This is a genomic window from Rhizobium sp. L1K21, assembly GCF_024055895.1.
In the GTDB taxonomy this organism is placed as follows: domain Bacteria; phylum Pseudomonadota; class Alphaproteobacteria; order Rhizobiales; family Rhizobiaceae; genus Ensifer_A.
The window spans coordinates 242,875-266,040 of sequence record NZ_JAMXLE010000002.1 but is presented as its reverse complement, the minus strand read 5'-3'; the positions used below and the strand labels follow the sequence as shown (position 1 = coordinate 266,040).

Genomic DNA, 23,166 nt, shown 5'->3' with positions numbered 1-23,166 from the left:
GCGATGCCGCTGCCGCAGGAAATCATTCGTAGCAAGCGCGATGGTCATGCACTGAGTGCTGGCGAAATCGGCGAAATCGTCAAAGGCATAACCGATGGCGCGCTGTCCGAAGCCCAGATTGCGGCCTTCGCCATGGCCGTGTGGTTCAACGGCATGGAAAAGGATGAGATCGTTGCTCTGACCTTGGCAATGCGCGATTCCGGCGACGTTCTCTCCTGGCCCGGCGAAACGCGGGCAATTTCAGACAAACACTCCACCGGCGGCGTCGGCGACAATGTCTCCCTCATGCTGGCACCCATTGTGGCAGCGTGCGGGCTCGCCGTACCCATGATTTCCGGTCGCGGTCTCGGCCATTCCGGCGGCACGCTGGATAAACTCGATTCCATCCCGGGCTATAACACGCAACCGTCGGAAGCGTTGTTTCGCAAGGTGGTCGCAAACGCAGGCTGCGCCATCATTGGTCAGACCTCCGAACTCGCGCCGGCTGATCGCAAACTCTACGCCATCCGCGATGTCACCGCGACCGTGGACAGTGTGCCGCTGATTACCGCATCCATCCTCTCCAAGAAACTGGCTGCGGGCCTGCAAAGCCTCGTGCTGGATGTCAAGGTCGGCAACGGCGCCTTCATGACCTCACGCGAAGATGCTGAAACGCTCGCCCATTCGCTGGTGGAGGTCGCCAATGGGGCAGGCGTCAACACCACGGCACTGCTGACCGATATGAACGAACCTCTGGCCGATGCTGCCGGCAATGCGCTCGAAGTCGCCCATTGCCTGGCCTATCTGAAAGGGGAAAAGGCAGGAACGCGGATGGATCAGGTGGTCATGGGGCTTGCCGGCGAAATGCTGGTTCTGTCCGGTGCCGCGGAAAATGTAGAAACGGCCCTCAACAGGGCGCGCGAAGCCTTGGAAAGCGGCAAAGCGCTCGAGCATTTCGCGCGCATGGTTGCACATCTCGGCGGGCCTGCCGATTTTGTCGAAAAGTCTGAACACTATCTGCCGAAGGCGCCCGTATGTTTGCCCGTTGCCGCTCCCGGCACAGGCATCCTCGAACACTGCAACACGCGCGATATCGGGCTTGCTGTCGTGGCTCTCGGGGGCGGGCGCATGCATTCCGATGATGTCATCGACTATCGTGTCGGTGTGAGTGATATTCTGCCGCTGGGGTCAAAGGTGGAAAAAGGAGAGCCGATTGCAATGGTTCATGCCGCAGACGAGGCCGCTGCCAAAGCGGCTTGCGAAACGCTCTTGAAGAGCTACCGCATAGGCAATGGAACCTATTCACCTGGAAACGTGATCATCTCGAAGATCAGTTCTTGAGATAAAGCTGCCCGTCCTCAATTTTGAAGGACTCGAGCTTACGCAGGAAGCTCATACCGACAAGGATCGTGTTGTCGAGCGATTTGTCGCGCAGTACAAAGGCCTCGACATCGCGAACACGGATGGAGCCCAGTTCAACGCGCGAAAGGCTCACATGCGCAGCCTCGGTCTTGCCGTTGGCCGTGTTCACAGCATATTTGAACTTCAGTCCCGAAATACCAATACCGACCTGACGTGCAGTTGTTTCGTTCATGGCCACAAAGGTCGCCCCGGTGTCAACCAAGCCTCTGATCTTGCGACCGTTAACGTCGAAATCGGCAATGAAATGTCCGTTGCCGGTTGCCTTGATGATTTCGCTACCGGCTGGACCCAAGGTGGCAGGTTCGGCCTGCGCCACTTGAACTTCAATCTCCTTTGGGGCGGCAGGCTTTTCCAGCGCAGCCATGAAGTCCTCGGCCTTGCTGCCGAAATACACCGCACTTATGGCGACCGCACCCACCAAAAGCATCAATCTGGACATTTTCTTCCCCGTTTTTTCGGATCATATTCCGGGGAAATGCTTATGAAAGTTGAAACAAAACGGGTCAGACTGTGCCGAAGTCAGGCAATTTTCCAAGCCTGGTTAATGCATGGCTTCGATTTGTCCTTGCCGGAATGTAAACGCGGATGCCTTATTTTGTCCCGTACATGCGGTCGCCCGCATCGCCGAGACCTGGTACGATGTAACCCTTCTCGTTGAGATGGTCGTCTACCGCTGCGGTAAAGACCGGAACATCGGGGTGAGCTTCGGTGAAATTCTTGATGCCTTCCGGCGCAGCCAGCAGGCAGAGGAAGCGAATATTCTTGGCGCCACGCTCCTTCAGCTTCTCGACAGCCGCGATGGAGGAATTGCCGGTTGCAAGCATCGGATCAACGACGATGACCAGGCGTTCTGAAAGGCTCTCCGGTGCCTTGAAGTAATATTCCACCGGCTCGAGTGTGTCGTGGTCACGATAAACACCGATATGCGAAACGCGGGCTGCCGGCACGAGGTCCAGCATGCCTTCCAGAAGGCCATTGCCGGCACGCAGGATGGTTGCGAAAACCAGCTTCTTGCCCTCCAGAACAGGGGCCTGCATTTCCTGGATGGGCGTTTCAATCGTCTCATAGGTCAGGTCCAGATCGCGCGTCACCTCGTAACAGAGCAGTGTGGAGATTTCGCGCAAAAGCCGGCGGAAGCTTGCCGTCGAAGTTTCCTTGCGGCGCATGATCGTCAGTTTATGCTGCACCAGCGGGTGATTGATAACCGTTGCGCCACTCATTTTGTCCACCTTTTACTGTCGTCCGTCTGCAATCTTTTTACCGCAATAGTGCCGCCCCGCAAGCGTTTGCAGCACTGTCTCCACTAAAGTTTCGCCATCAGCGCAGCGCGCGTATCCTCATCCACGAATGCAGCTTCGATTGCCGTGCGCGTCATCGTGTTCAGCGCGGCCTCGTCAAAGCCCATTTCATTGGCTGCAATCTCATATTCCTTGCCAAGCGTGGTATGGAAGAATGGCGGATCGTCGGAGTTCAAGGTCACCTTTACCCCGGCCTCGTAAAAGGCGCGCAGCGGATGGCTCTTGAAATCGGGAAAAACCTTCAAGGCGATGTTGGAGCCGGGGCAAACTTCCAGCACGGTACCGCTGTCGGCAAGCCGTGCCACAAGTTCAGGATCTTCGATTGCCCGCACACCATGGCCTATACGGTCGGGCTTCACGATATCCAGCGCATCGCGCACCGAAAACGCGCCGCAAAGCTCGCCCGCATGAATGGAAATCCCCAGCCCGGCGTCGCGGGCAATATCAAAGGCGCGTGCAAAGTCAGCAACCCGTCCGTTGCGCTCTTCACCGGCCATATTGTAGCCGGTAATCCAGGGGTGACGGCGTTTGGCCCCATATTCAGCCGCAGCAATCACGCGATCAACGCCGAGATGGCGCACACCGCTCAGCATGATCCGGCTTTCGATACCTGTCTTGGCTTTCGCCGCTTCCATGCCTGCAATCAGCCCGTCAATATAGGCGTCCGCGCTCAGACCCGCAGCAATCCCATGGTCTGTCGAGACAATGATTTCGCCGTAAATGGCGCCTTCAGCCGCAATCGAGCTCAGATAGGTTTCGGCAAGAAGCGCGTAATCCTCTTCCGTCTTGAAAAGCATTGAGGCCTGATCATAGGCATGCAGAAATGTCGTGAAATCGCTCCAGATATAAGAGCCGTCCTTGATGAAGCTGGACGTATCGACATTGTATTTCTGCGCCTGCTTTTCAACAAGCGCGGGGAATGCCCCGCCTTCAATGTGAAGGTGAAGCTCTGCTTTCACGAGATGTTTTGTCAAATGAAACTCCTGCCATAGGGGCCGGGTTCCAGGCCCAGGTGTTTGGCGACGCTCTCGCCAATATCGGCGAAGGTGGAAAGAATGCCCGCACTGCGTGAAGCAAAACCCGGCCCATAGGCCAGCACCGGCACCCGTTCGCGGGTGTGGTCCGTGCCGCGCCACGTCGGGTCGCAGCCGTGGTCGGCGGTAATCACGATCATGTCGCCGGGCTTGAGCTTGCGGTTGATTTCCGGCAGCCGACGGTCAAAATCTTCGAGCGCGGCCGCATAACCGGCCACATCGCGGCGATGCCCATAAAGCATGTCGAAATCGACGAAATTGGTGAAGACCAGACTGCCATCTTCCGCCGCATCCATGGCGGAAAGTGTTGCATCAAACAACGCCATATTGCCGCTTGCCTTGGTGAGCTTCGTCACCCCCTGATGGGCAAAAATATCGCCGATCTTGCCCACCGCATGCACGGTCCGGCCTTCTGCCTCCAGACGATCGAGAAGTGTCGGCTCGGGCGGCAGAACCGAATAGTCGCGGCGGTTGCCCGTACGTTCAAAGGTGGCCGCAGTTTCCCCAATAAAGGGTCGCGCAATCACCCGCCCGATATTGAGATCATCCACCAATGTGCGAACGGTCTCGCAGAGTTTGAGCAAGCGTTCGAGCCCGAAATGCCGCTCATGGGCCGCAATCTGGAAGACCGAGTCCGACGAGGTGTAACAGATCGGCTTGCCGGTCCTGATATGCTCTTCACCAAATTTCTTGATCACCTCGGTGCCGGACGCATGGCAGTTTCCGAGAATACCCGGTATCTCGCCCGCCTCGCAAATGGCGTCAATCAGCTCGGGCGGAAACGTGTTTTCAGGTTCGGGAAAATAGCCCCAGTCGAATTTCACGGGCGTTCCGGCAATTTCCCAGTGGCCGGAGGGGGTGTCCTTGCCGTTCGAGGTTTCGCTGGCGGCGGCATGAATACCAAACACCTGCGAGGGAATTTGCATCCCTTCAGGAAAATGTCCGGTCGCCAGTTTGGCTGCATGCAGCAGGCCAAGAACAGACAGGTTGGGCAATTTCAACGGCCCTTTGCGCAAACCTTCCCGATCACCGGCCCCGGCCGCGCAGAACTGAGAGATATGGCCCAGCGTATTGGAACCCCTGTCACCATAATCAGCCGCATCCGGCCCGCCGCCGATGCCAAAGGAGTCCAGTACAAACAGAAATGCGCGCGCCATATTCGTCTCGGTTCTTATTTAAGTAGGTTAGTCTAGAACAACCGTAGCAGGATTGAAATATTGTCCATCCGGGAAAATTTCGTAATTCTCATGCTGCCTTTTTGCAATTGCGTCGCAACTGGGCTAAGTGCGAATACTATGGAAAGAAGGCCCAGCTGCTGATCAGCGAGGAGGGAACGTCGAGCCAATGGAGTTTGCGAAGGATATAGAAACACTTTGCAAGGAGCATGGCTTGCGACTGACCGGCCCGCGCAGAGTGATCATGCAGGTGCTGGAGGAATCCGAGGATCACCCCGATGTCGTCGAACTGCATCGCCGTGTCAGCCGTATCAATCCTGCAATTGCTCTGGCCACAGTCTATAGGACTGTGAACCTGCTACAGGAAAAGGGCCTCCTTGAGAAACACACATTTGCCGATGGTCGCGCGCGTTTCGAAAGCGCCGACCAGAAACATCACGACCATCTGATTGATGTCGAAACCGGCGATGTGATCGAGTTCTATTCCGCCGAAATCGAGCGCCTGCAGGAAGAAATCGCTAAGGCCCATGGCTACGCAATTGTCAGCCACAAGCTCGAAATCTATGTCAGCCGAAAAAAGCCTTGAGCGCTCAGGCGGACGGGCCGGCCTCTGCTTTCTTCACCTTCAACGATGAATAGAAAAGCGCTGCGATAAAGGCCGCAGCCATCAGCAAAACGATGGTCGGCGCGGGCGCGCTGTCGATGAAGAAAGACAGATAGACGCCGAGAAAAGACGAAACTTCCGCAATCAGGAGTGCCGCGAGCATCATGTGCGAAAATCGGCGTGTTATCAGAAAGGCTATGGCCCCCGGCGCAATGAGAAGTGCGATGGACAGAATAATGCCGACCGATTTCAACGCACCCACAATCGTGAGCGATATCAGACAGAGCAGCCCGTAATGCAACCAGTTGACCCTGAGCCCCACGGCCCGCGCTTGCGCAGGGTCAAAGGCATGCAAAAGCAGGTCTTTCCATTTGACCCCCAGGATGGCGGCAGTTGCGGCAGCAATAAGCGCCGTTTCGCCGATGTCGCGCATCGAAACGCCGAGCATGTCACCAAAAAGGATGTGGTCGAGATGTACGCTTGATTGGATTTTCACGTACAAGACGAGGCCCAGCCCGAACATGCCGGAAAACACGATACCCATCACCGTATCCTGCTTGATCCGGCTATTGGCATCGAGATAGCCGGTGGCAATGGCGCTGAACATGCCGGCGGCAAAGGCACCAAGCGCCAAGGGCACGCCGGCAATATAAGCCAGAACCACGCCGGGAAAGACCGCATGTGAAATGGCATCGCCCATCAGCGACCAGCCTTTGAGAACCATGAAACAGGAAAGCAGGGCTGCTGGAACCGCAATCAACGCCGAAATGACCAGCGCATGGACCATGAATTCAAACTGGAAGGGCTCAAGCAGCATGTCGATAACGCTCATTTGTCGACCTCCAGTGCAGCTGCGGCCCGTGACCGTGCGGCCAGAAGCCCATGCTTGGGCGCAAAAAGAAACGTGAGAAGAAAGATCACCGTCTGCAGAACCACGATGATTCCACCCGTCGCGCCATCAAGGTAATAGCTGATATAGGCCCCAACAGCACTTGTCGCTGCACCAATGGCCACGGCAATCACAAGCAGGCGTGGAAAACGATCCGTGATCAAATAGGCGGTCGCGCCTGGCGTCACCACCATGCAGATTACCAGAAAGGCGCCCACCGTCTGCAATGCCGCAACCGTTGACGCCGAGAGCAGCGTGAAAAACAGAACCTTCAGCCATTGCGGATTGAGGCCGATGGAGCGCGCATGGCTTTCATCGAAAAACACCACCATCAGGTCCTTCCATTTCGCAAGCAGGATTGCCAGCGAAACGAAGCCGATAATGGCAAGCTGCAGCGTGTCTTCAGGCGTGATCGCCAGAATATTGCCAAGGATGATGGTCTGAATATTCACCGCCGCGGGCGAAAGCGACACCATGAAGAGGCCAAGCGCGAAGAATGACGAGAAGATCAGGCCGATGATGGCGTCTTCACGAAGCCGCGTCCGATGGTTCAGGAAAAGCATGCCTGCGGCGGCAAGCCCACCGGAAAAGAATGCGCCGATGGAAAAGGGCAGGCCCAGCATATAAGCACCGGCAACACCGGGCACGATGGAATGCGAGAGGGCATCGCCGATCAACGACCAGCCTTTCAACATCAGATAACAGGAGAGAAAGGCGCAAACTCCACCAACGAGCGCCGAAACCCAGATTGCATTGACCATATAGCCGTAGAAAAAAGGCTCCAGAAGCAGGTCCATTATGCGCCGCCTTCTTCGCTTTGTTCTGCGCGGCGCTCCACAAAACGGCCCGCCTGCAAAAGGAGCGGCCGTTCATCATCGGTGAACACGCCCACCGGCTGCTTGCCCTTGCCAACATCACCAAAGGCAAAATGCCGGAGTACGCCACCGAAGGCCCGCTCCAGATTGGCCTGCGTAAACGTGTCCTCCGTTTTGCCATAGGCCAGAACCGTGCCTTTGATCAGAACAGTCCGGTCGCAGAATTCCGGCACGCTGCCCAGATTGTGAGTGGAAACGAGCATCACCCGACCTTCATCGCGCAACTCCTTCAAGAGTTTGACGATCTGCTCTTCGGTCTTGACGTCAACGCCGGTAAAGGGCTCGTCCAACAGAATGACCTTGCCGTCCTGCGCCAGCGCGCGGGCAAGGAAAACACGTTTCTTCTGACCGCCTGAAAGCTCACCGATCTGACGCTTGCGAAATTCGCTCATATTGACGCGGGCAAGGGCCGCATCCACCGCCGCATGGTCGGCTTTGCGCGCCATGCGCAGCATGCCCATATGGCCGTAGCGCCCCATCATCACCACGTCTTCTACGAGCACGGGGAAGTTCCAGTCTACCTCTTCCGCTTGCGGCACATAGGCAACGAGGTTCTTTTTCAACGCGGTCTGAACCGGCATGCCGAGAATGGAAATCTCGCCCTGCGCAACACGCACAAAACCCATGATGGCTTTGAACAGTGTCGATTTGCCCGATCCGTTTACCCCAACAAGGGCGGTAATGGTGCCGGTCGGGATTTCAAAGCTCGTATCGCGAAGCGCGGTATGCCCATTGCGATATGTCACTGTGGCATGTCTGACGGCTATGCCGTTGCCGGTTGATGCAACGCCGGAAATGTCTGCACCATCACTCATCGCGCCATTCCCGCGTTCAGCCCATCAACAATCGTCTGCGAGGTCACGCGCAGGAGGTCCAGATATGTCGGGACCGGGCCGTTTGGTTCGCTGAGCGAGTCCACGTAAAGCACGCCGCCATAATGCGCACCCGTCTCACGAGCCACCTGACGCGCAGGCTTGTCCGAAACAGTGCTTTCGCTGAAGATGGTGGGAATGTTGTTTTCCTTCACCGTATCAATCACCTTGCGCACCTGCTGCGGCGTGCCTTGTTGGTCCGCATTGATCGGCCAGAGGTAGAGTTCCTTCAGGCCGAAATCACGTGCGAGATAGGAGAATGCGCCTTCGCTCGTCACCAGCCAGCGGCGATCTTCTGGAATGGCGCTCAGAGCTTCCCGGATGGGCCCGGCAACTGCAGCAATCTGGTCCTTGTAGGCTTTTGCATTGGCCTCATAAGTGGCCGCATTGTCCGGATCGTATTTGACGAAGGCGTCACGGATATTATCGACATAGATCAGCGCATTTTCCGCCGACATCCAGGCATGCGGGTTGGGTTTGCCGGAATAGGGGCCTTCAGCAATGCTCATGGGCGCAACGCCCTGTGAAACGACCACGCTCGGCACATCGCGCAGATTGCGGAAAAAGCGCTCAAACCATAGTTCCAGATTGAGCCCGTTCCACAAGATCAACTGTGCACCTTGTGCGCGGCGTATGTCGCCGGGGGTCGGGGAATAGTTGTGAATTTCTGCACCAGGCTTGGTAATCGATTCAACCATTGCCGCATCGCCTGCGACGTGCTGGGCAAGGTCGGCAATCACCGTGAAGGTGGTAACTGCCTTGAATTTCTCCTGCGCCTTGGCAGGGGCCGGGGATGAGAACAAACCAATCGTGATCAGGATAAGTAGAAATTTCAAACGCGGTAGACAGTGGTCTGAGGACATTCTCACTCTCTGTTTGATATGACACCGGGCGAAAACTGCCAGCATCGCGGAAGATGGTCGATATCTGCAATTAAAATGCAAATGCGAATTAGTTGCAATAAGAAAATTCGTCGAAACGTCTGCGAGCGCACCTGCGCGGCGTAAAGCCCGGATTCGGGTGCTCCAATGATCTAGGGGCAGTTTGTGCAGGCGACATTGTTCCCGACGCGCTGGCGAAAATAGAACTCTTTGTTGATGTCCAGTGCAGCCGCCGTGGAGCTTGTCATGCTTGGGACAAAGAAGAGATAATTATAGACAGTGGCAATTTCCGTATGCGCGACAAACGAGTTCGGCTGTCGGAGTTCCACCGGCAATGTCACGGCCGATCCGGCGGGATAGGCCGCGGTGCCATCGTCCTTCCACGACCATTTGACGGTTGGATTACCCCCGGCATCAACCTGCACACCGGTGATTTTGATGTGCAGGTCATCAGTGGAATAGGGAGTCATGATCGCTTTTGCGAGTGCATACATGTCATCCAGCTTCGCAACGTTGGTTGTCGGCTCCTGTGTCACGATATCGGCGATGATGGAGGCGGCTCGATCAGCGTTGTTGGCGACGCTGAAACCGACGGTCAGCTGAAATGACATCAGATATATGAAGGCGAAGATCGGCAGGAGAAGCGCGAATTCGACAGCCGCAACGCCCTCCTTGGCTCCAGAGAATCTTTGGAAAAGACGCAGGCACTGCGAAAGAATGGGGACGGATCTGGATGGAAAACGCGCACTCATGGATAAGCTTCATTCCTGAATGCGGTCGTGGCAACGATGAGGAATTGGGATGGCACCGTTTCGCCCGCCGGTTTCAGATTCGAGATGAACGGCCGGATGAGATCGGTTGTGATCTCCCATCTGTAATAGACCCTAAGCGAGTTTATGGCTGCCGAATTGCCGGGGCTGAAGCTGAATGCGCTGGTGTCGAGATCGGAATTATTGTCTGAGTTGATGCGCGGAATATCCGTTTGAATAGCGCCGAAGGAGGCGACCTGCTCGAAATCGATGTAAAGCTTTTGTGGCGAGGCCGCCTCTGTCGGAGAACATCGGATGATAATGGAGACTTCATCGCAAAAGGCCTGGCGGAATTGCGCCTCGGTCATGTCCGTCGCCGGCCGGTTCATACCGAAGGTAATTTCCCCGGTACGCACCTTGCGGGCAAGCGTGTCCACCGCATTCGCAGCCAGGTGTTCGGCCGTGAACGCGAGAAAGGTCTCCATGGTGGCAAAGAGAACCATCAGGAAGGGTACGATCAGAATGGCAAATTCAACCGCCGTTGCGCCGTCGCGGCTAATCCGCATCCGGTCAAAGGTCGTTTTTGACTTCATTCCCCAAGCGGCTATTCGAACCGCAATGCCCATTCCGGACTCCCGCAACGCCTATTGAGCTTGCAAGAAGATAAAACCTATGCGTTTTGATGGGGTTTCTATCGTTGATAAAATTTTACGAAAGATCATTCAGCAGGGGTAGCCGCCGCCGACTCTGACGAGGTAGCGATATTGGCATGCTCTTCGCAATTGGGCGTGCACGAAAACACGGTGCGGTCGGTCTGCCGGTAAACGCGCACGGTATTGCCTTCATCAATGGAAACCAGAATGCGTTTGTCGAGAATGGCATTGCCTTGTGCGTCCAGCAAAACGAGATTTGTGGTGCCATAGGCACGTCCCGTCAAAACGATGGTTTCGGCATCTGCGACAGTCGCATCCGCAACGCCGGAATTGCCTACAATAACCTTTGCCACCGGACGGTCGAGTTTCAGAATGCGGGCATGGTTCATGAACACCCGCACCATATCGCTATTGTCCGCAGCAAACACGTTCCCCTGCAGAACACTCGCCATAGAAGTGGCTGCGATTAAGCAACCTGCCGCAATTTGGTGCAGTTTCATCAAACGTCCCTCGTAATACCCGCAACGCTATGTTTCGTCCGGAATGGTGAACATTGGGTTAAGCAGCACCGGATTTGGAGCGAAATCTCACCGCCAAAGCATAGAAATCCCAATATTTTTGCTGGGTATGGAATACTGGGTGGTCGGGTCCTGCAGCAAGCTTGAAAAGAGGTGCCGGCCATGTCCAACACCGAATTATAAGAATATTAACCGTATCTTTTAAGTCGATCGCAATACGTAACCCATAAATTGGCGGCCATCCGATCAACGGCAGAAGTTGGCGGTAGTGCTGAACCGACTACTTGTATAGGAGTAAACATGTCTAATCTTTTTGCACGCTTCATCAAGGATGAATCCGGCGCGACTGCCATTGAATATGGCCTGATCGCCGCCCTTATCTCAGTTGCACTGATCACCGGTGCTTCGCAGCTGGGCAATGCTTTGAACAACGCATTCGTCAAGCTTGGGAACACGGTTGCAAAGCCGATCTGAGCTTTCGTAGCTTTTTCAAAGCCGTCGCCTCGCCGGTGGCGGCTTTGAATTTTATTAAGCTTTATCCAGCAAGCTATGCGTCGTTCTTTCATGTTCGAGGAGTTCGGTAGATGTTGGTTGCGGCAATCCTGGTGATTTTTCCGCTATGCATGGCAATCGCTGCGTCCTCTGACCTCATAACGATGACGATACCGAACCGGGTTTCGGTTATTTTGCTGGCCGGATTCTTTGTTGTTGCTCCATTATGCGGTATGCCCCTGGAGCAAATTGGCTTTCATCTTCTTGCTGGCGTCGCAGTCTTTGCTGCCGTGTTCGCGCTTTTTGCGTTGAACGTTATGGGCGGTGGGGATGCCAAGGTTCTAGCCGCCAGTGCGGTCTGGTTTGGCTGGAACGAAACGCTTGTTCTTTATCTTGGAACGGTCGCCTTTGTTGGCGGGTTTCTGACATTCCTTATCGTCATGCTGCGCGTGAACGAGAACAGTATTCATGCCACCGGCCTTGGACATTACATCCCGAAGCCAATCCTGCATGCGAAAAAAATCCCCTACGGTATCGCAATCGGCATCGGTGCCTTCGTCACATATCCCATGTCTCCGCTGATGCAACTCGTTCTCAGCCGCTGATACCAACCGTTCAGTCCATCTCCGGGCCGGCCTCGAGCCGGCTTTTTCATGACTGCTATTCATTCTGAAGTTATTCATTAACCAAACGATGAAGGCATTCGTTAACTATAATTACACCAATTCCTGATCATTCTGCGGCCAGTAAGTAGCACTTGAGTCTCCGTAGGGAATGATCATGAAACCTGCACGTCTTATTATCTTGACAGTAGCCGTCGCGGCCGCCGGTCTTGCTGGCTATCTGGCAATGACGCTGTCGGGCGGCACGACGGTCGTCGAAATGCAGGCCGCTGAAGCCATTGTAAAAAAAGAACCCACAGTGAAGGTTCTGGTGGCTGGGGCAAATCTCCCGACCGGTGCAACGCTGAATGATGATGCAATGCGTTGGGCGGATTGGCCTAAGGCTTCTGTCGGCGAGGGGCTGATCACGGAAGAAGCGCATCCGGACGTGAAGCAGAAACTGGCTGGAGCAATCATCCGAATGCCGATGTTCGACGGCGAGCCTATCCGCTTTGAAAAGATTGCAGATGCGAGCGCACGGATCATGTCGTCGTTGCTGCCTGCGGGCAAGCTTGCGGTCGCTACCGAAATTTCCGCCCATACAGGGGCAGGTGGCTTTATTCTGCCGAATGATCGCGTCGACGTCATCATGGTTCGTCGCGGCGAGTCCGGCTCGTATCTGACTGAAACCATCCTCAAAAACATCCGTGTTTTGGCCATCGACCAGCGAATTCAGGAAACGCCGGACGGCCAGCAAACCGCAGTGGGTTCAACGGCGACGCTCGAATTGACCCCCACCCAGGCAAAGGTCGTCACCGTCGCACAGCAGATTGCAGATCGCTTGACATTGGCGCTCCGTTCGGTTGCCGACGCAGGCGAGTCTGATACCGACTCGGCCAATTATCTGCTCAGTGGTGATGATGGCTCGCCGGCAATCAAAGTCATCAAGACCGGCAAAGTCACGGTCGTAGACCAAACCAATTGATCGAGAGGTTCCAGTGAAAAGCTTCAGCAAATATACACGGCGCTTTCTGGTTGCAGGTCTCTCCATCAACCTGACGATGCTCGGCCTGCCGTCAACGATAATTCCCGTTTACGGACCGTCCCCGGCCTATGCCGCAGAATCGATTATCAAGATCTCCCAAGCCGGCCCCGGCGTCACCAGGCATGTCAAGCTTGGCCTCAACAAGGCTCTGGTGATCGACCTGCCTGAGGATGCGCACGATATTCTCGTGGCTGATCCCGTCAAGGCCGATGCGATCACCCGCACCTCGCGCCGCATATATCTCTTTGGCAAGGCGGTTGGGCAAACGAATATTTTCGTTTTCGGCGAAGATGGAAGCCAGATTGTCAGCATCGAGATTGAGGTCGAACGTGACATTTCCAACCTTGAGGCTCAGTTGAAGCGCTTCCTTCCGGATTCCGATATCAAGGTCGAGATCATTTCCGACAACATTGTTCTGACCGGTACCGTTCGTACGCCGCAGGATGCCGCCCAGGCGACCAATCTGGCTGACATTTTCCTGACCGGTGGTGAAGCAACAACTCGAAATACGGTCGCAAGCGGTGAGGGCACCTCGAGCAGTGTAGCCATCTTCGCAGAACAAAGACAGAAGTCGCAGATCGTCAATCTTTTGCAGATCGAGGGCGAGGATCAGGTGACGCTGAAGGTCACAGTCGCCGAAGTCAGCAGGCAGGTGATTAAGCAGCTCGGCATTAACACTTCGAGCACGATAAATGGCAACAACATCCTCTTCCAGAGCCCCACGAACCTCGGCGGCGCGGTTAACTGGATGTCGCAGAAGCTTGCGTCGGCAGCCATTGGCGGCGTCGATTTCGAATCCTATTTCAATGCCATGGAACGCGCGGGCGTTATGCGCACGCTGGCCGAACCGAGCCTGACAGCTATTTCTGGCGAGCAGGCCAAATTTTATGTTGGCGGTGAGTTCAATATGGACTCGACGCAATACGTGGGAAATATCGGCCCAGATGGCACCGCTGAATCCGTCAGCCGCTCGGCTGCCTCCACCGTGGAATACGGCATACGTTTGAACTTTGTGCCCGTGGTTTTGTCTGCGGGACGTATCAGTCTTAAGATTGAAACAGAGGTCTCTGAACCAACCTACGAGGGATCCAGTGTCTCCGGCGCAGCACTCAACGTCCCTGGCCTGACAACGCTCTCCGTCCGTCGGCGCGAAGCATCGACCACGGTCGAATTGCCCTCCGGTGGCTCCATCGTGATTGCCGGTCTCGTCAAGGACAACATCCGTCAGGCCTTTTCCGGAAATCCGGCTCTTGCCAAGGTTCCAGTGATTGGCACGCTTTTCCGGTCGAAGGACTTCCAGCGGAACGAAACCGAGCTCGTCATCATCGCGACACCTTATCTCGTGCGCCCTGTCGCCGCCGATCAGTTGGCGCGGCCCGATGACAACTTCATTCCGGAAAACGATGCTGCGACCTTCTTCCTCAACAATGTCAACAAGGTCTACGGGCTCAAACCCGAAGCGACCCAAGGCGAGCGCTATCATGGTGCTGTCGGCTTTATCTACAAGTAAGGGTGGCCAGATGAAGACGGTAAGCGAAATCGAAATGGTCGGACAGAAATCCGGAAACGAAATGACAAGGGCGAAAAAGATGCGGTTTGTGCGAAATGCGGTTCTGGTTGCGCTGGTCAGCGTCGTCGCCGCGCCTATGGCCGGTTGTGCCAAAAAGCCGGATGACAGCTTGAAAACCGCATCCATCGACAACGACTATCGCGTCCGTCACCCCATTACGCTGGCTGAAGTCGAACACTCGCTTGACCTGCCGATTGGAAGTGGAGACCGCAAGCTCTCAAATGGCCTGCGCGACACCATCCGCGGTTTTGGCCAGGATTATGCCAATTCATCCTCCGGCAGCATCCAGCTTTCAATTCCGGCGGGATCGATCAATTCCGCTGCTGCACAAGCGCTGACCGGAGCCATCAAGGCAGAGCTTTACAATTCCGGCGTGAAAAAAGGACGTATTATCGTGACCACTTATCCCGCTCAAGGCGGGGAAGTCTCCGCGCCGGTAAAACTGAGCTTTATCGCCGTCAGCGCCACGACGGATCAATGCGGACAGTGGCCGGAAGATCTCATAAACAATTCTTTTTCCAACAAGAATTGGTACAATTTCGGTTGCGCCAACCAGAACAATCTTGCTGCCATGGTCGCCAATCCCATGGACTTGAAGACCCCGCGCGCCGAAACGCCCATCGATGCTGAACGCCGTGCAACCGTGATCGGTCTCTACCGTGAAGGTTCGTCACCGGTTTCCGAATAATTTGAACTGCCAGAAGAGAGGCAGGAAGACGCGATGAGTACAGTAGAATACGGTATCGAAAAACTTGGTCCGCAGGTCGAAGCCGATCTGTCGGAACCGCCGGCCACCAACGATCTGGATCACATGCGCCCGCTGCCGCGCATTTCGATCCACGCATTTTGCGAGTCGGAGGAAACCATGCGGCTGATGGAGCGCTGCGAAGCCGACCGCCGCATGGCCAAGGTTAGTTTCCGGATTAACAGCGGCTCCATTCTGGCGGCTGCCAACATGTTTGCGTCCTCACCGACACCAAACCTCATCATTCTGGAAAGTGCAGCATCACCGGATCGCTTGATGGGCGAACTGATGGAGCTGGCGCAGGTCTGCGATCCCTCCAGCCGCGTTGTTCTGATCGGCCGCAACAACGATATCGGTCTTTATCGCGAACTGATGCGCAACGGCATTTCCGAATATCTGGTAGCACCTGTCGGCATGGCCGACGTGCTTGGTGCCGCCGCCTCGATCTTCGTCGATCCCGATGCAGAACCGCTTGGCCGAAGCATTGCCTTCATTGGTGCAAAGGGCGGTTCTGGTTCCTCCACTGTGGCGCATAACTGCGCCTTCGGCATTTCGCACCTGTTTGAAACGGAAACCATTCTCGCGGATCTCGACCTGCCATTCGGGACCGCAAACATCGACTTCGATCAGGATCCCACCCAGGGCATGGCGGAAGCGGTTTACGCGCCTGAGCGTCTTGATGAGGTCTTTTTGGACCGCCTTTTAGCCAAATGCTCTGATCATTTGTCTCTGCTGGCGGCGCCGTCCATGCTCGACCGTGCCTTTGACTTCGGGCATGATGCGTTTCGGCCAGTTCTGGACATTTTGACCCAGAGTGCACCTGTAACGGTGCTTGACGTTCCGCACGCCTGGAACGAGTGGACCCGCTCGCTGCTGGCAAGCGTTGATGAAGTCGTGATCACCTCGGTTCCCGATCTCGCGAACCTGCGCAATACGAAAAACATGTTCGACTCACTGCGCAAGCTGCGCCCGAACGACAAGCAACCGCACCTCATCCTCAATCAGGTCGGTATGCCCAAACGTCCGGAAATCACGCCCGGCGATTTCTGCGATCCGCTTGAAATAGAGCCGATAGCCATCATTCCCTTTGATGCGCAACTCTTCGGTGCCGCTGCCAACAGCGGGCGGATGATCAGCGAGACGGATCCCAAGTCACCGGCGGCAGAGATATTCTCACAGATTTCTCACATCGTGACGGGGCGGGCAGCCTTGAAAAAACAGAAGCGCGCAGGGCTGGAAAAGGTGCTCAGCCTGCTCGGTCGCAAATAAGAATTCGATGTTGTTAGGTTAGGTAGCGATGTTCGGCAAGCGAGGAAATGACGGTTTCGGAAAGGCTGGCACAGGTGTGACCCCGCAGGTTCGCCCGGAGCAGCCTGCCCCTTTGGCGCCCGCACCGACGCCCGTTCAGCAGGCGGCGCCTGTACCTGCGCCCCCCGCTCAACCGGCCGTGCATGAGCCGAGAGCTGCTGTAGCACCACCGCCTTTGGCCCCCCAGCAGACGCGTGCCTCGGCCCAACCGGCCCGCGCCCCGGTTGCCCCACCGCCACCGCCGTCATCGCAACGCAAGCGTACACCACGCACGAACGAGTATTACGATACAAAATCGCAGGTTTTTTCGGCCCTGATCGACACGATCGATCTGTCACAGCTGGCCAAGCTCGACGCTGAAAGCGCGCGCGAAGAAATCCGTGATATTGTCAACGACATCATCACCATCAAGAACTTTGCAATGTCCATTGCCGAGCAGGAAGAACTGCTGGAGGACATCTGCAACGACGTTCTCGGATATGGTCCGCTGGAGCCGCTGCTGGCGCGCGACGATATCGCCGATATCATGGTCAATGGTGCCGGCCAGACATTTATCGAAGTCGATGGCAAGGTGCACGAATCCGATATCCGGTTTCGCGACAATTCCCAGCTTCTGTCCATCTGCCAGCGTATCGTCAGCCAGGTCGGCCGCCGTGTTGATGAAGCAAGCCCAATCTGCGACGCACGCCTTCCCGATGGTTCGCGCGTCAACGTCATCGCGCCGCCCTTGGCCATCGACGGCACGGCACTGACCATTCGTAAATTCAAGAAGGACAAGCTGACGCTTGATCAGCTTGTGCGCTATGGCTCGATCACCGAGGCCGGGGCGGTCCTGTTGCAGATTATCGGGCGCGTGCGCTGCAATGTTGTCATCTCAGGCGGTACGGGCTCCGGTAAGACCACGCTTCTCAACTGCCTTACGCGCTATATCGACGAAGACGAGCGTATCATTACTTGCGAAGACTCCGCCGAACTCCAGCTTCAGCAACCGCATGTCGTCCGCCTGGAAACGCGCCCGCCCAATATCGAAGGTGAGGGCGAAATCACCATGCGCGATCTGGTCAAGAACTGCCTGCGTATGCGTCCCGAACGCATCATCGTCGGCGAAGTGCGCGGACCGGAAGTGTTCGACCTCCTGCAGGCCATGAACACCGGCCACGATGGCTCGATGGGCACCATCCACGCCAACACCCCGCGTGAATGCCTCAGCCGTATGGAATCGATGATTGCCATGGGTGGTTTCAGCCTTCCCGCCAAGACAGTCCGCGAGATTATCGCCGGTTCGGTCGACGTCATTATTCAGGCTGCGCGTCTCAGAGACGGCTCGCGCCGCATCACACACGTCACCGAAGTGGTCGGCATGGAAGGCGATGTCATCGTCACGCAGGACCTGATGCGTTTTGAGATGGATGGCGAAGACGCAAATGGAAAAATCATCGGTCGCCACATGTCGACCGGCATTTCAAAACCGAATTTCTGGGATCGGGCTCGCTATTACAACGAAGACCGTCGTCTGGCCGATGCGCTCGATTCCATGGAGATGAAGACAACGTAGGGCATATCCGATGTTTGGTATGGATATCAGGGTTCTGGGAATTATCGTCCTCGCTGCTGTCGCCGCAGGGGCCATCGCCTATATGCTCTTCTTCGGTCAGATTGAAACCGAGAAAAAGACAGAGCGACGCCTCAATAAGGTACGCGCTGCAGAGACCGACACGATCAAGATGAAGGCCGCGCGCGATCGCGTTGCCGAAGCCTCCAAACGCAGGAAGTCGGTGCAGGATTCGCTCAAGGAGCTTGAGAGAAAACAGCAGGAGAAATCCCGCAAGCAAAATATTGGCCTGAAGGAAAGAATTCAGCAGGCCGGTTTGAAAATCACCGTCTCGCAGTTCTACATCTACTCGGCAGCTTTTGGACTTTTTGCATTCGTGCTGGCGTTTCTCGGTGGCTTCAGCCCGCTGATTGCGCTCAGTGCGGCCTTCGCGCTGGGTGCAGGTCTGCCGCAGATCATTGTTCGTTTTCTCGTCAATCGGCGCAAGAAGCAGTTTTTGGCCGAGTTTCCCAACGCTCTGGACGTTATGGTCCGTTCCATCAAATCGGGCCTTCCGCTCAACGATGCTCTACGCCTGATCGCCGTTGATGGCCAGGAGCCGGTCAAGACCGAAATCCGCAGAGTGGTTGAAGCCCAGCAAATGGGCTTCAACATCCCGGAAGCCTGCGCGCGCATGTATCAGAGCATCCCCTTGCAGGAAGTCAGCTTCTTTGCAGTCGTAATCGCCATTCAGTCTCAGGCCGGCGGCAATCTGTCCGAGGCATTGGGCAATCTCAGCCGTGTTCTGCGTGACCGCAAGAAGATGCGTGCGAAGGTTTCGGCGCTTTCCATGGAAGCCAAAGCCTCCGCCGGCATCATTGGTATTTTGCCCTTTGCCGTGGCCTTCATGGTTTATCTCACCTCGCCCGAATACATCATGACGCTTTTTACCGATCCGCGTGGACACCTTATCCTCGGCTTCTCAGCCATCTGGATGTCAATCGGCATTCTGGTGATGAAGAAAATGGTCAGTTTCGATATTTGAGGATGGGAAGCGCGCGATGAACAAAGATTTTGCGGCAATGTTGACCGATCCCGGAACGATCATTTCGGTGCTGGTGGCATTATCGGTTTTCCTCACCCTTTACATGCTGATCCTGCCCTATTTCGAAAAGGGCGATTTGGAAAAACGCATGCGCTCTGTTTCAACCGAGCGTGAGCAAATGCGCGCGCGTGAGAGAGCGCGTCTTGCTGCAGAAGCGACCGGAAAGAGAGCCAGCCTGCGCGGTGAAGGCAATGCGAATGTGCGCAACATCGTGGAAAGGCTGAACCTGCGCAAAGCGCTGGTTGACGATAAGACGGTCAACCGCCTGAAGTCGGCAGGTTTGCGTTCGCAAAGCGCATTGAACGCCTTCCTCTTTGCCCGCGTCACACTACCGTTCCTTTTTCTTGTCATTGCGTTGGTCTGGATTTTTGTCCTTGGCAACCTGCCAACCCAGCCGTTGACGGTCAAAGCCTTTGCGGCAATCGCTTTTGGATATGTTGGATTTTACGCCCCCAACATCTTTATCGCAAACCTGGTCGGCAAGCGTCAGAAATCAATCCGCCAGGCGTGGCCGGATGCGCTTGATCTTCTGTTGATCTGTGTGGAATCCGGTGTTTCGGTGGAAGCGGGTCTACACCGGGTTGCCGAGGAAATTGCCGAGCAATCGCCCGAACTGGCCGAGGAGCTGGTTTTGACCACGGCCGAACTGTCGTTTCTGCAGGAGCGCCGGCAGGCTTTTGAAAATCTGGCAATCCGCACGCAGCTCGAGCCAATCAAGTCTGCTGTTCAGGCCCTTATCCAGGCTGAGCGCTATGGTACGCCGGTTGCCCAGGCGCTGCGCGTGCTCGCACAGGAAAGCCGCGATCATCGCATGAACGAAGCGGAGAAAAAGGCAGCAGCCTTGCCGCCGAAGCTCACAGTGCCGATGATCCTTTTCTTCCTGCCGGTGCTGGTTGCCGTTATTCTCGGCCCTGCAGGCATCAAGGTTGCTGATAACTTCTAAGCACAGCTGCCATTGGGCGCATTCGTTTTGTATTTCCCTCGAACCTGTGTACCTTCTCCCGAGTAAAATTCGGGAGGAGTAAAAATGCATACGAGTTTCAGCCGGGAACGATGGGATGGTTTCAGAGCGATTGATGACAGCGGTCCCATTCACATGCTCAATCTCGTCCGCTTTCGCCAAAAGGCAGACTATGATGATGGCCGTGACGTCTCCGGTGCCGAGGCCTACAAGACCTATTCCAAATTGAGCGGACCTGTTTTCAGCCGTCTGGGCGGTCGCATTGTCTGGCGCGGTAAGCCGCAATTCATGATGATCGGACCCGATGGCGAGGATTGGGACATCGCCTTCATCGCCGAATATCCCGACGCGGCCGCATTCGCGGCGATGATTGAAGACCCCGAATACCGCAAGGCTATGCCGCACCGTCAGGCAGGTGTTCTCGACAGCCGGTTGATCAGGATGAAGCCATTGGATTTTGGCGGTGCTTTCTGAGAGCGCGAGGCCGACGCATCAGCCTTGTTTCTTCAGCGCGCCCCAGGAGCCCTGCTGCGACATCATCGAGCGCAGATATTGGATATTGGCATCCGCCTGTGCCGGCGATAGTTCCTGCCGGGCGATGTTTTCGGCTTCCTGATAACGCCCCTGCAGCCCCACCACGAGAGCCAGGTTCTGACGCACACCGCTGTCGGCATTCGGCTGCGCAACGGCCTTTTTCAGGTATGTTTCAGCCGTGCGCAGATCCTTCGTCAGCAGATAGGACATGCCCATATTGGAAAGCACGGAAGGCTCATTCGGCGCAAGATCCAGTGCTTCGCGATATTTCAGTCGCGCTTCGTCTGGCCGGCCAAGCTGGTCGAGAATGGCACCCTCGGCTGAGGTCAGCTTCCAGTCCGGGCGGTCGGGCGTCTGAGCACGTCTGATCGTGTTCAGCGCAGCCTGCAGGTCACCCGCCGCAGCCTGAGCCTTGCCAAAAGCGGCAAGCACCTGTTGGTCGTCAGGATGGTGGATGACCACCTGCTGCATCACGGCAAGCGCCTGATCACTCTTTCCCGTCATGCGCAGAAGGTCGGCATAGTTCAGCCCCGCATCCCGGTTTGACGGGTCTTTTGCATAGGCGGCCCCCACCGCGTCGGAAGCCGACGCAAGCTCGGTCGCGTTCATCTCGGAAATGGGCTTGGAAAACTTCGGGATAGACGCCGTTTTCAATTTATGATCGGTGGTTCCGCAGGAGGCCAGAGAAACTGCAACAGCAGCAAAGGCTGCTGCGAGAAGAAGCTTTGATTTCTTGGAATGGTCATGAATTCTGCTGGTCATATTTGCCGTCCTGGGTCTTTCCGGATGCGCAGGCCCTTGGCCAGAACGAGAAACAGCAGCGCAACCCTCGCTCAAGCAATAATCTGTTAACCCTAATAGAGCGTTAATGCCGCGCTGAGATCGACGAGCAAACGAAGGAAAACTGATGACGCCATTCCAGTTCATTAAGCGCGCAAGCCCTTTCAACAACAAAGGCGGCAAGACATTGCCGGTCTTTGCCATCACGCCGGCGCAGATCGAACTGGAAGCGCTGGATCCGGTCGCACTCGACTGGGCAAAGAAGTCCGGCTACAAGGCAGAGGCTGGCTCGGTCCTTCTTGTCCCCAATGCGGAAGGGGGCCTGGGCGGTGCCTTGTTCGGTCTTGGCAAAAACCCCGCGGCGACGCCTTTCATCACCGGCAAGCTGGCAACCGGACTTCCTGCCGGCGACTGGCACATCGAAACGGCGCCGCTGACGGCCAGCCGCATTGCGCTTGGCTTCGGCATGGGCAGCTACCGTTTTGAAAGATATACCGGCGAAACAGACCAGGATGCCACCTTGATGATCCCCAAGGATGCGGTTGCTGCGGATATTCGCCGCCAGATCGCAGGCATATTCTTGGCTCGCGACCTGATCAACATGCCGACGAACGAAATGGGCCCCGACGAACTGGAGGCCGTCTTCCGCGATCTCGCGAATTACTACGAAGCAAAGGTCACCGTCATCAAGGGCGATGCGCTTCTGAAAAAGAACTTCCCGCTCATCCATACCGTGGGCCGCGCCTCGGCGTCTGAACCGCGCCTCCTGGAAATGCGCTGGGGCCACGAGGGCGCGCCGAAGGTCACGCTGGTCGGCAAGGGTGTTTGTTTCGACACCGGCGGCCTCGACATCAAACCGGCCTCTTCCATGCTCAACATGAAGAAGGACATGGGTGGCGCTGCCAATATGCTTGGTCTGGCGCTGATGATCATGGATGCCAACCTGAAGGTTGATCTGCGCGTCCTCATCCCCGCAGTCGAAAACTCTATTTCTGGCAACGCTTTCCGGCCCGGCGATATCTATCGCAGCCGCAAAGGCCTGACGGTTCAGATTGATAACACCGATGCCGAGGGTCGCTTGATCCTCGCCGATGCGCTGACCTATGCCGATGAAGAAACGCCCGATCTGCTGGTGGACATGGCGACCTTGACCGGTGCCGCGCGTGTGGCGCTCGGCCCAGACCTACCCCCCTTCTTCACCGATGACCGCGACCTTGCAACAGACCTCCTGGATGCATCGGCGGAAACGGACGATCCGCTATGGCGCATGCCGCTTTTCAAGGGCTATGAGGATTATCTCTCAGCCGGTGTCGCAGATCTCACCAATGCGCCGTCCGGCGGTATGGCGGGAGCCATCACTGCAGGGCTTTTCCTCAAGCGTTTTGTCACGCAGACGGAAAGCTGGGTGCACTTCGATATATTCGGCTGGTCATCAAAGAAAAAGCCGCACTCGCCGGTCGGCGGCGAAGCCCAGGCGATCCGCGCCCTCTACCGCCACATCAAAACCAATGTGAGATAGGTGTCCTTGCTCTTCGGCCTCAAAA

At 56.1% G+C, this 23,166-nt stretch carries 25 protein-coding genes; 13 read left to right on the top strand and 12 right to left on the bottom strand.

Translation table 11 applies throughout. The features are described from left to right. The first annotated feature begins 3 nt into the window (after positions 1-3). Positions 4-1,320: a thymidine phosphorylase gene (gene deoA / locus NHF56_RS13755; protein ID WP_252805459.1), complete on the top strand. Its 1,317-nt coding sequence runs from the start codon at positions 4-6 to the stop codon at positions 1,318-1,320. On the opposite strand, the gene NHF56_RS13750 is transcribed toward deoA, so the two are convergent. The 4 genes from NHF56_RS13750 to NHF56_RS13735 form a co-directional block, all read right to left on the bottom strand. Next, positions 1,310-1,840 (bottom strand): TIGR02281 family clan AA aspartic protease, encoded by a 531-nt coding sequence (locus NHF56_RS13750; RefSeq protein WP_252805457.1) that lies wholly within the window; start codon positions 1,838-1,840, stop codon positions 1,310-1,312. The two genes, deoA and NHF56_RS13750, sit on opposite strands and share 11 nt — an antisense overlap. A 151-nt stretch (positions 1,841-1,991) precedes the next feature. Then, positions 1,992-2,621, bottom strand: a complete 630-nt coding sequence (upp, locus tag NHF56_RS13745) for a uracil phosphoribosyltransferase (RefSeq protein ID WP_252805455.1) — start codon at positions 2,619-2,621, stop codon at positions 1,992-1,994. An 83-nt stretch (positions 2,622-2,704) separates the two neighbouring features. After that, the gene (locus NHF56_RS13740; protein ID WP_252805453.1) at positions 2,705-3,673 is read right to left on the bottom strand and encodes an adenosine deaminase; all 969 of its coding nucleotides are present in this window, start codon (positions 3,671-3,673) and stop codon (positions 2,705-2,707) included. Next, positions 3,670-4,890 (bottom strand): phosphopentomutase, encoded by a 1,221-nt coding sequence (locus NHF56_RS13735; RefSeq protein ID WP_252805451.1) that lies wholly within the window; start codon positions 4,888-4,890, stop codon positions 3,670-3,672. The genes NHF56_RS13740 and NHF56_RS13735 overlap by 4 nt, the downstream gene beginning before the upstream one ends. A 187-nt stretch (positions 4,891-5,077) precedes the next feature. Between NHF56_RS13735 and NHF56_RS13730 the strand changes: the two genes are divergently transcribed. Beyond that, the gene (locus NHF56_RS13730) at positions 5,078-5,494 is read left to right on the top strand and encodes a Fur family transcriptional regulator (RefSeq protein ID WP_252805449.1); all 417 of its coding nucleotides are present in this window, start codon (positions 5,078-5,080) and stop codon (positions 5,492-5,494) included. 4 nt (positions 5,495-5,498) lie between these two features. On the opposite strand, the gene NHF56_RS13725 is transcribed toward NHF56_RS13730, so the two are convergent. From NHF56_RS13725 to NHF56_RS13695, 7 genes are all read right to left on the bottom strand, one after another. Beyond that, the gene (locus tag NHF56_RS13725; protein ID WP_252805447.1) at positions 5,499-6,344 is read right to left on the bottom strand and encodes a metal ABC transporter permease; all 846 of its coding nucleotides are present in this window, start codon (positions 6,342-6,344) and stop codon (positions 5,499-5,501) included. Continuing rightward, positions 6,341-7,198, bottom strand: a complete 858-nt coding sequence (locus tag NHF56_RS13720) for a metal ABC transporter permease (protein WP_252805445.1) — start codon at positions 7,196-7,198, stop codon at positions 6,341-6,343. Before NHF56_RS13720 ends, NHF56_RS13725 begins: the two co-directional genes overlap by 4 nt. Next, a complete protein-coding gene (locus NHF56_RS13715) occupies positions 7,198-8,091 on the bottom strand; it encodes a manganese/iron ABC transporter ATP-binding protein (protein WP_252805443.1) in 894 nt (297 codons plus the stop codon). Before NHF56_RS13715 ends, NHF56_RS13720 begins: the two co-directional genes overlap by 1 nt. Then, positions 8,088-9,011 carry a metal ABC transporter substrate-binding protein gene (locus tag NHF56_RS13710; RefSeq protein WP_252805442.1) on the bottom strand — a complete coding sequence of 308 codons (924 nt, stop codon included), beginning with the start codon at positions 9,009-9,011 and terminating at the stop codon, positions 8,088-8,090. The genes NHF56_RS13715 and NHF56_RS13710 overlap by 4 nt, the downstream gene beginning before the upstream one ends. 170 nt (positions 9,012-9,181) lie before the next feature. After that, positions 9,182-9,781 carry a TadE/TadG family type IV pilus assembly protein gene (locus NHF56_RS13705; protein WP_252805440.1) on the bottom strand — a complete coding sequence of 200 codons (600 nt, stop codon included), beginning with the start codon at positions 9,779-9,781 and terminating at the stop codon, positions 9,182-9,184. Beyond that, entirely contained in the window at positions 9,778-10,371 is a 594-nt protein-coding gene (locus tag NHF56_RS13700; protein WP_252805438.1) for a TadE/TadG family type IV pilus assembly protein, read from the bottom strand. Before NHF56_RS13700 ends, NHF56_RS13705 begins: the two co-directional genes overlap by 4 nt. A gap of 125 nt (positions 10,372-10,496) precedes the next feature. After that, entirely contained in the window at positions 10,497-10,883 is a 387-nt protein-coding gene (locus NHF56_RS13695; protein WP_252805436.1) for a pilus assembly protein N-terminal domain-containing protein, read from the bottom strand. A 366-nt stretch (positions 10,884-11,249) separates the two neighbouring features. Here NHF56_RS13695 and NHF56_RS13690 point away from each other — a divergent pair, with 366 nt between their 5' ends. The 10 genes from NHF56_RS13690 (at position 11,250) to NHF56_RS13645 (ending at position 20,782) form a co-directional block, all read left to right on the top strand. Next, positions 11,250-11,423, top strand: a complete 174-nt coding sequence (locus NHF56_RS13690) for a Flp family type IVb pilin (RefSeq protein WP_252805433.1) — start codon at positions 11,250-11,252, stop codon at positions 11,421-11,423. Positions 11,424-11,533: 110 nt separating this feature from the next. Further along, positions 11,534-12,046: a prepilin peptidase gene (locus NHF56_RS13685; RefSeq protein ID WP_252805432.1), complete on the top strand. Its 513-nt coding sequence runs from the start codon at positions 11,534-11,536 to the stop codon at positions 12,044-12,046. A 175-nt stretch (positions 12,047-12,221) separates the two neighbouring features. After that, positions 12,222-13,028 (top strand): Flp pilus assembly protein CpaB, encoded by an 807-nt coding sequence (gene cpaB / locus NHF56_RS13680; RefSeq protein WP_252805430.1) that lies wholly within the window; start codon positions 12,222-12,224, stop codon positions 13,026-13,028. A gap of 76 nt (positions 13,029-13,104) precedes the next feature. Continuing rightward, on the top strand, positions 13,105-14,598 hold the full coding sequence (locus NHF56_RS13675; protein ID WP_373456315.1) for a type II and III secretion system protein family protein: 1,494 nt from the start codon (positions 13,105-13,107) through the stop codon (positions 14,596-14,598). 10 nt (positions 14,599-14,608) lie between these two features. After that, positions 14,609-15,346 carry a CpaD family pilus assembly protein gene (locus tag NHF56_RS13670; RefSeq protein WP_252805428.1) on the top strand — a complete coding sequence of 246 codons (738 nt, stop codon included), beginning with the start codon at positions 14,609-14,611 and terminating at the stop codon, positions 15,344-15,346. A 33-nt stretch (positions 15,347-15,379) separates the two neighbouring features. After that, positions 15,380-16,672: a CpaE family protein gene (locus tag NHF56_RS13665; protein ID WP_252805426.1), complete on the top strand. Its 1,293-nt coding sequence runs from the start codon at positions 15,380-15,382 to the stop codon at positions 16,670-16,672. 28 nt (positions 16,673-16,700) lie between these two features. Then, a complete protein-coding gene (locus NHF56_RS13660) occupies positions 16,701-18,266 on the top strand; it encodes a CpaF family protein (protein WP_252805424.1) in 1,566 nt (521 codons plus the stop codon). Positions 18,267-18,276: 10 nt separating this feature from the next. Continuing rightward, positions 18,277-19,287, top strand: a complete 1,011-nt coding sequence (locus tag NHF56_RS13655) for a type II secretion system F family protein (RefSeq protein ID WP_252805423.1) — start codon at positions 18,277-18,279, stop codon at positions 19,285-19,287. A gap of 16 nt (positions 19,288-19,303) precedes the next feature. After that, complete coding sequence (locus NHF56_RS13650; RefSeq protein WP_252805421.1) at positions 19,304-20,290, top strand: type II secretion system F family protein; 987 nt, start codon at positions 19,304-19,306, stop codon at positions 20,288-20,290. An 84-nt stretch (positions 20,291-20,374) separates the two neighbouring features. Then, entirely contained in the window at positions 20,375-20,782 is a 408-nt protein-coding gene (locus NHF56_RS13645) for a DUF1330 domain-containing protein (RefSeq protein ID WP_252805419.1), read from the top strand. Between the two features lie 18 nt (positions 20,783-20,800). On the opposite strand, the gene NHF56_RS13640 is transcribed toward NHF56_RS13645, so the two are convergent. Then, positions 20,801-21,604, bottom strand: coding sequence for a tetratricopeptide repeat protein (locus NHF56_RS13640; protein WP_252805417.1), 804 nt, complete (start codon positions 21,602-21,604; stop codon positions 20,801-20,803). Positions 21,605-21,749: 145 nt separating this feature from the next. Here NHF56_RS13640 and NHF56_RS13635 point away from each other — a divergent pair, with 145 nt between their 5' ends. Continuing rightward, the gene (locus NHF56_RS13635) at positions 21,750-23,141 is read left to right on the top strand and encodes a M17 family metallopeptidase (protein WP_252805415.1); all 1,392 of its coding nucleotides are present in this window, start codon (positions 21,750-21,752) and stop codon (positions 23,139-23,141) included. Positions 23,142-23,166: the final 25 nt, after the last annotated feature.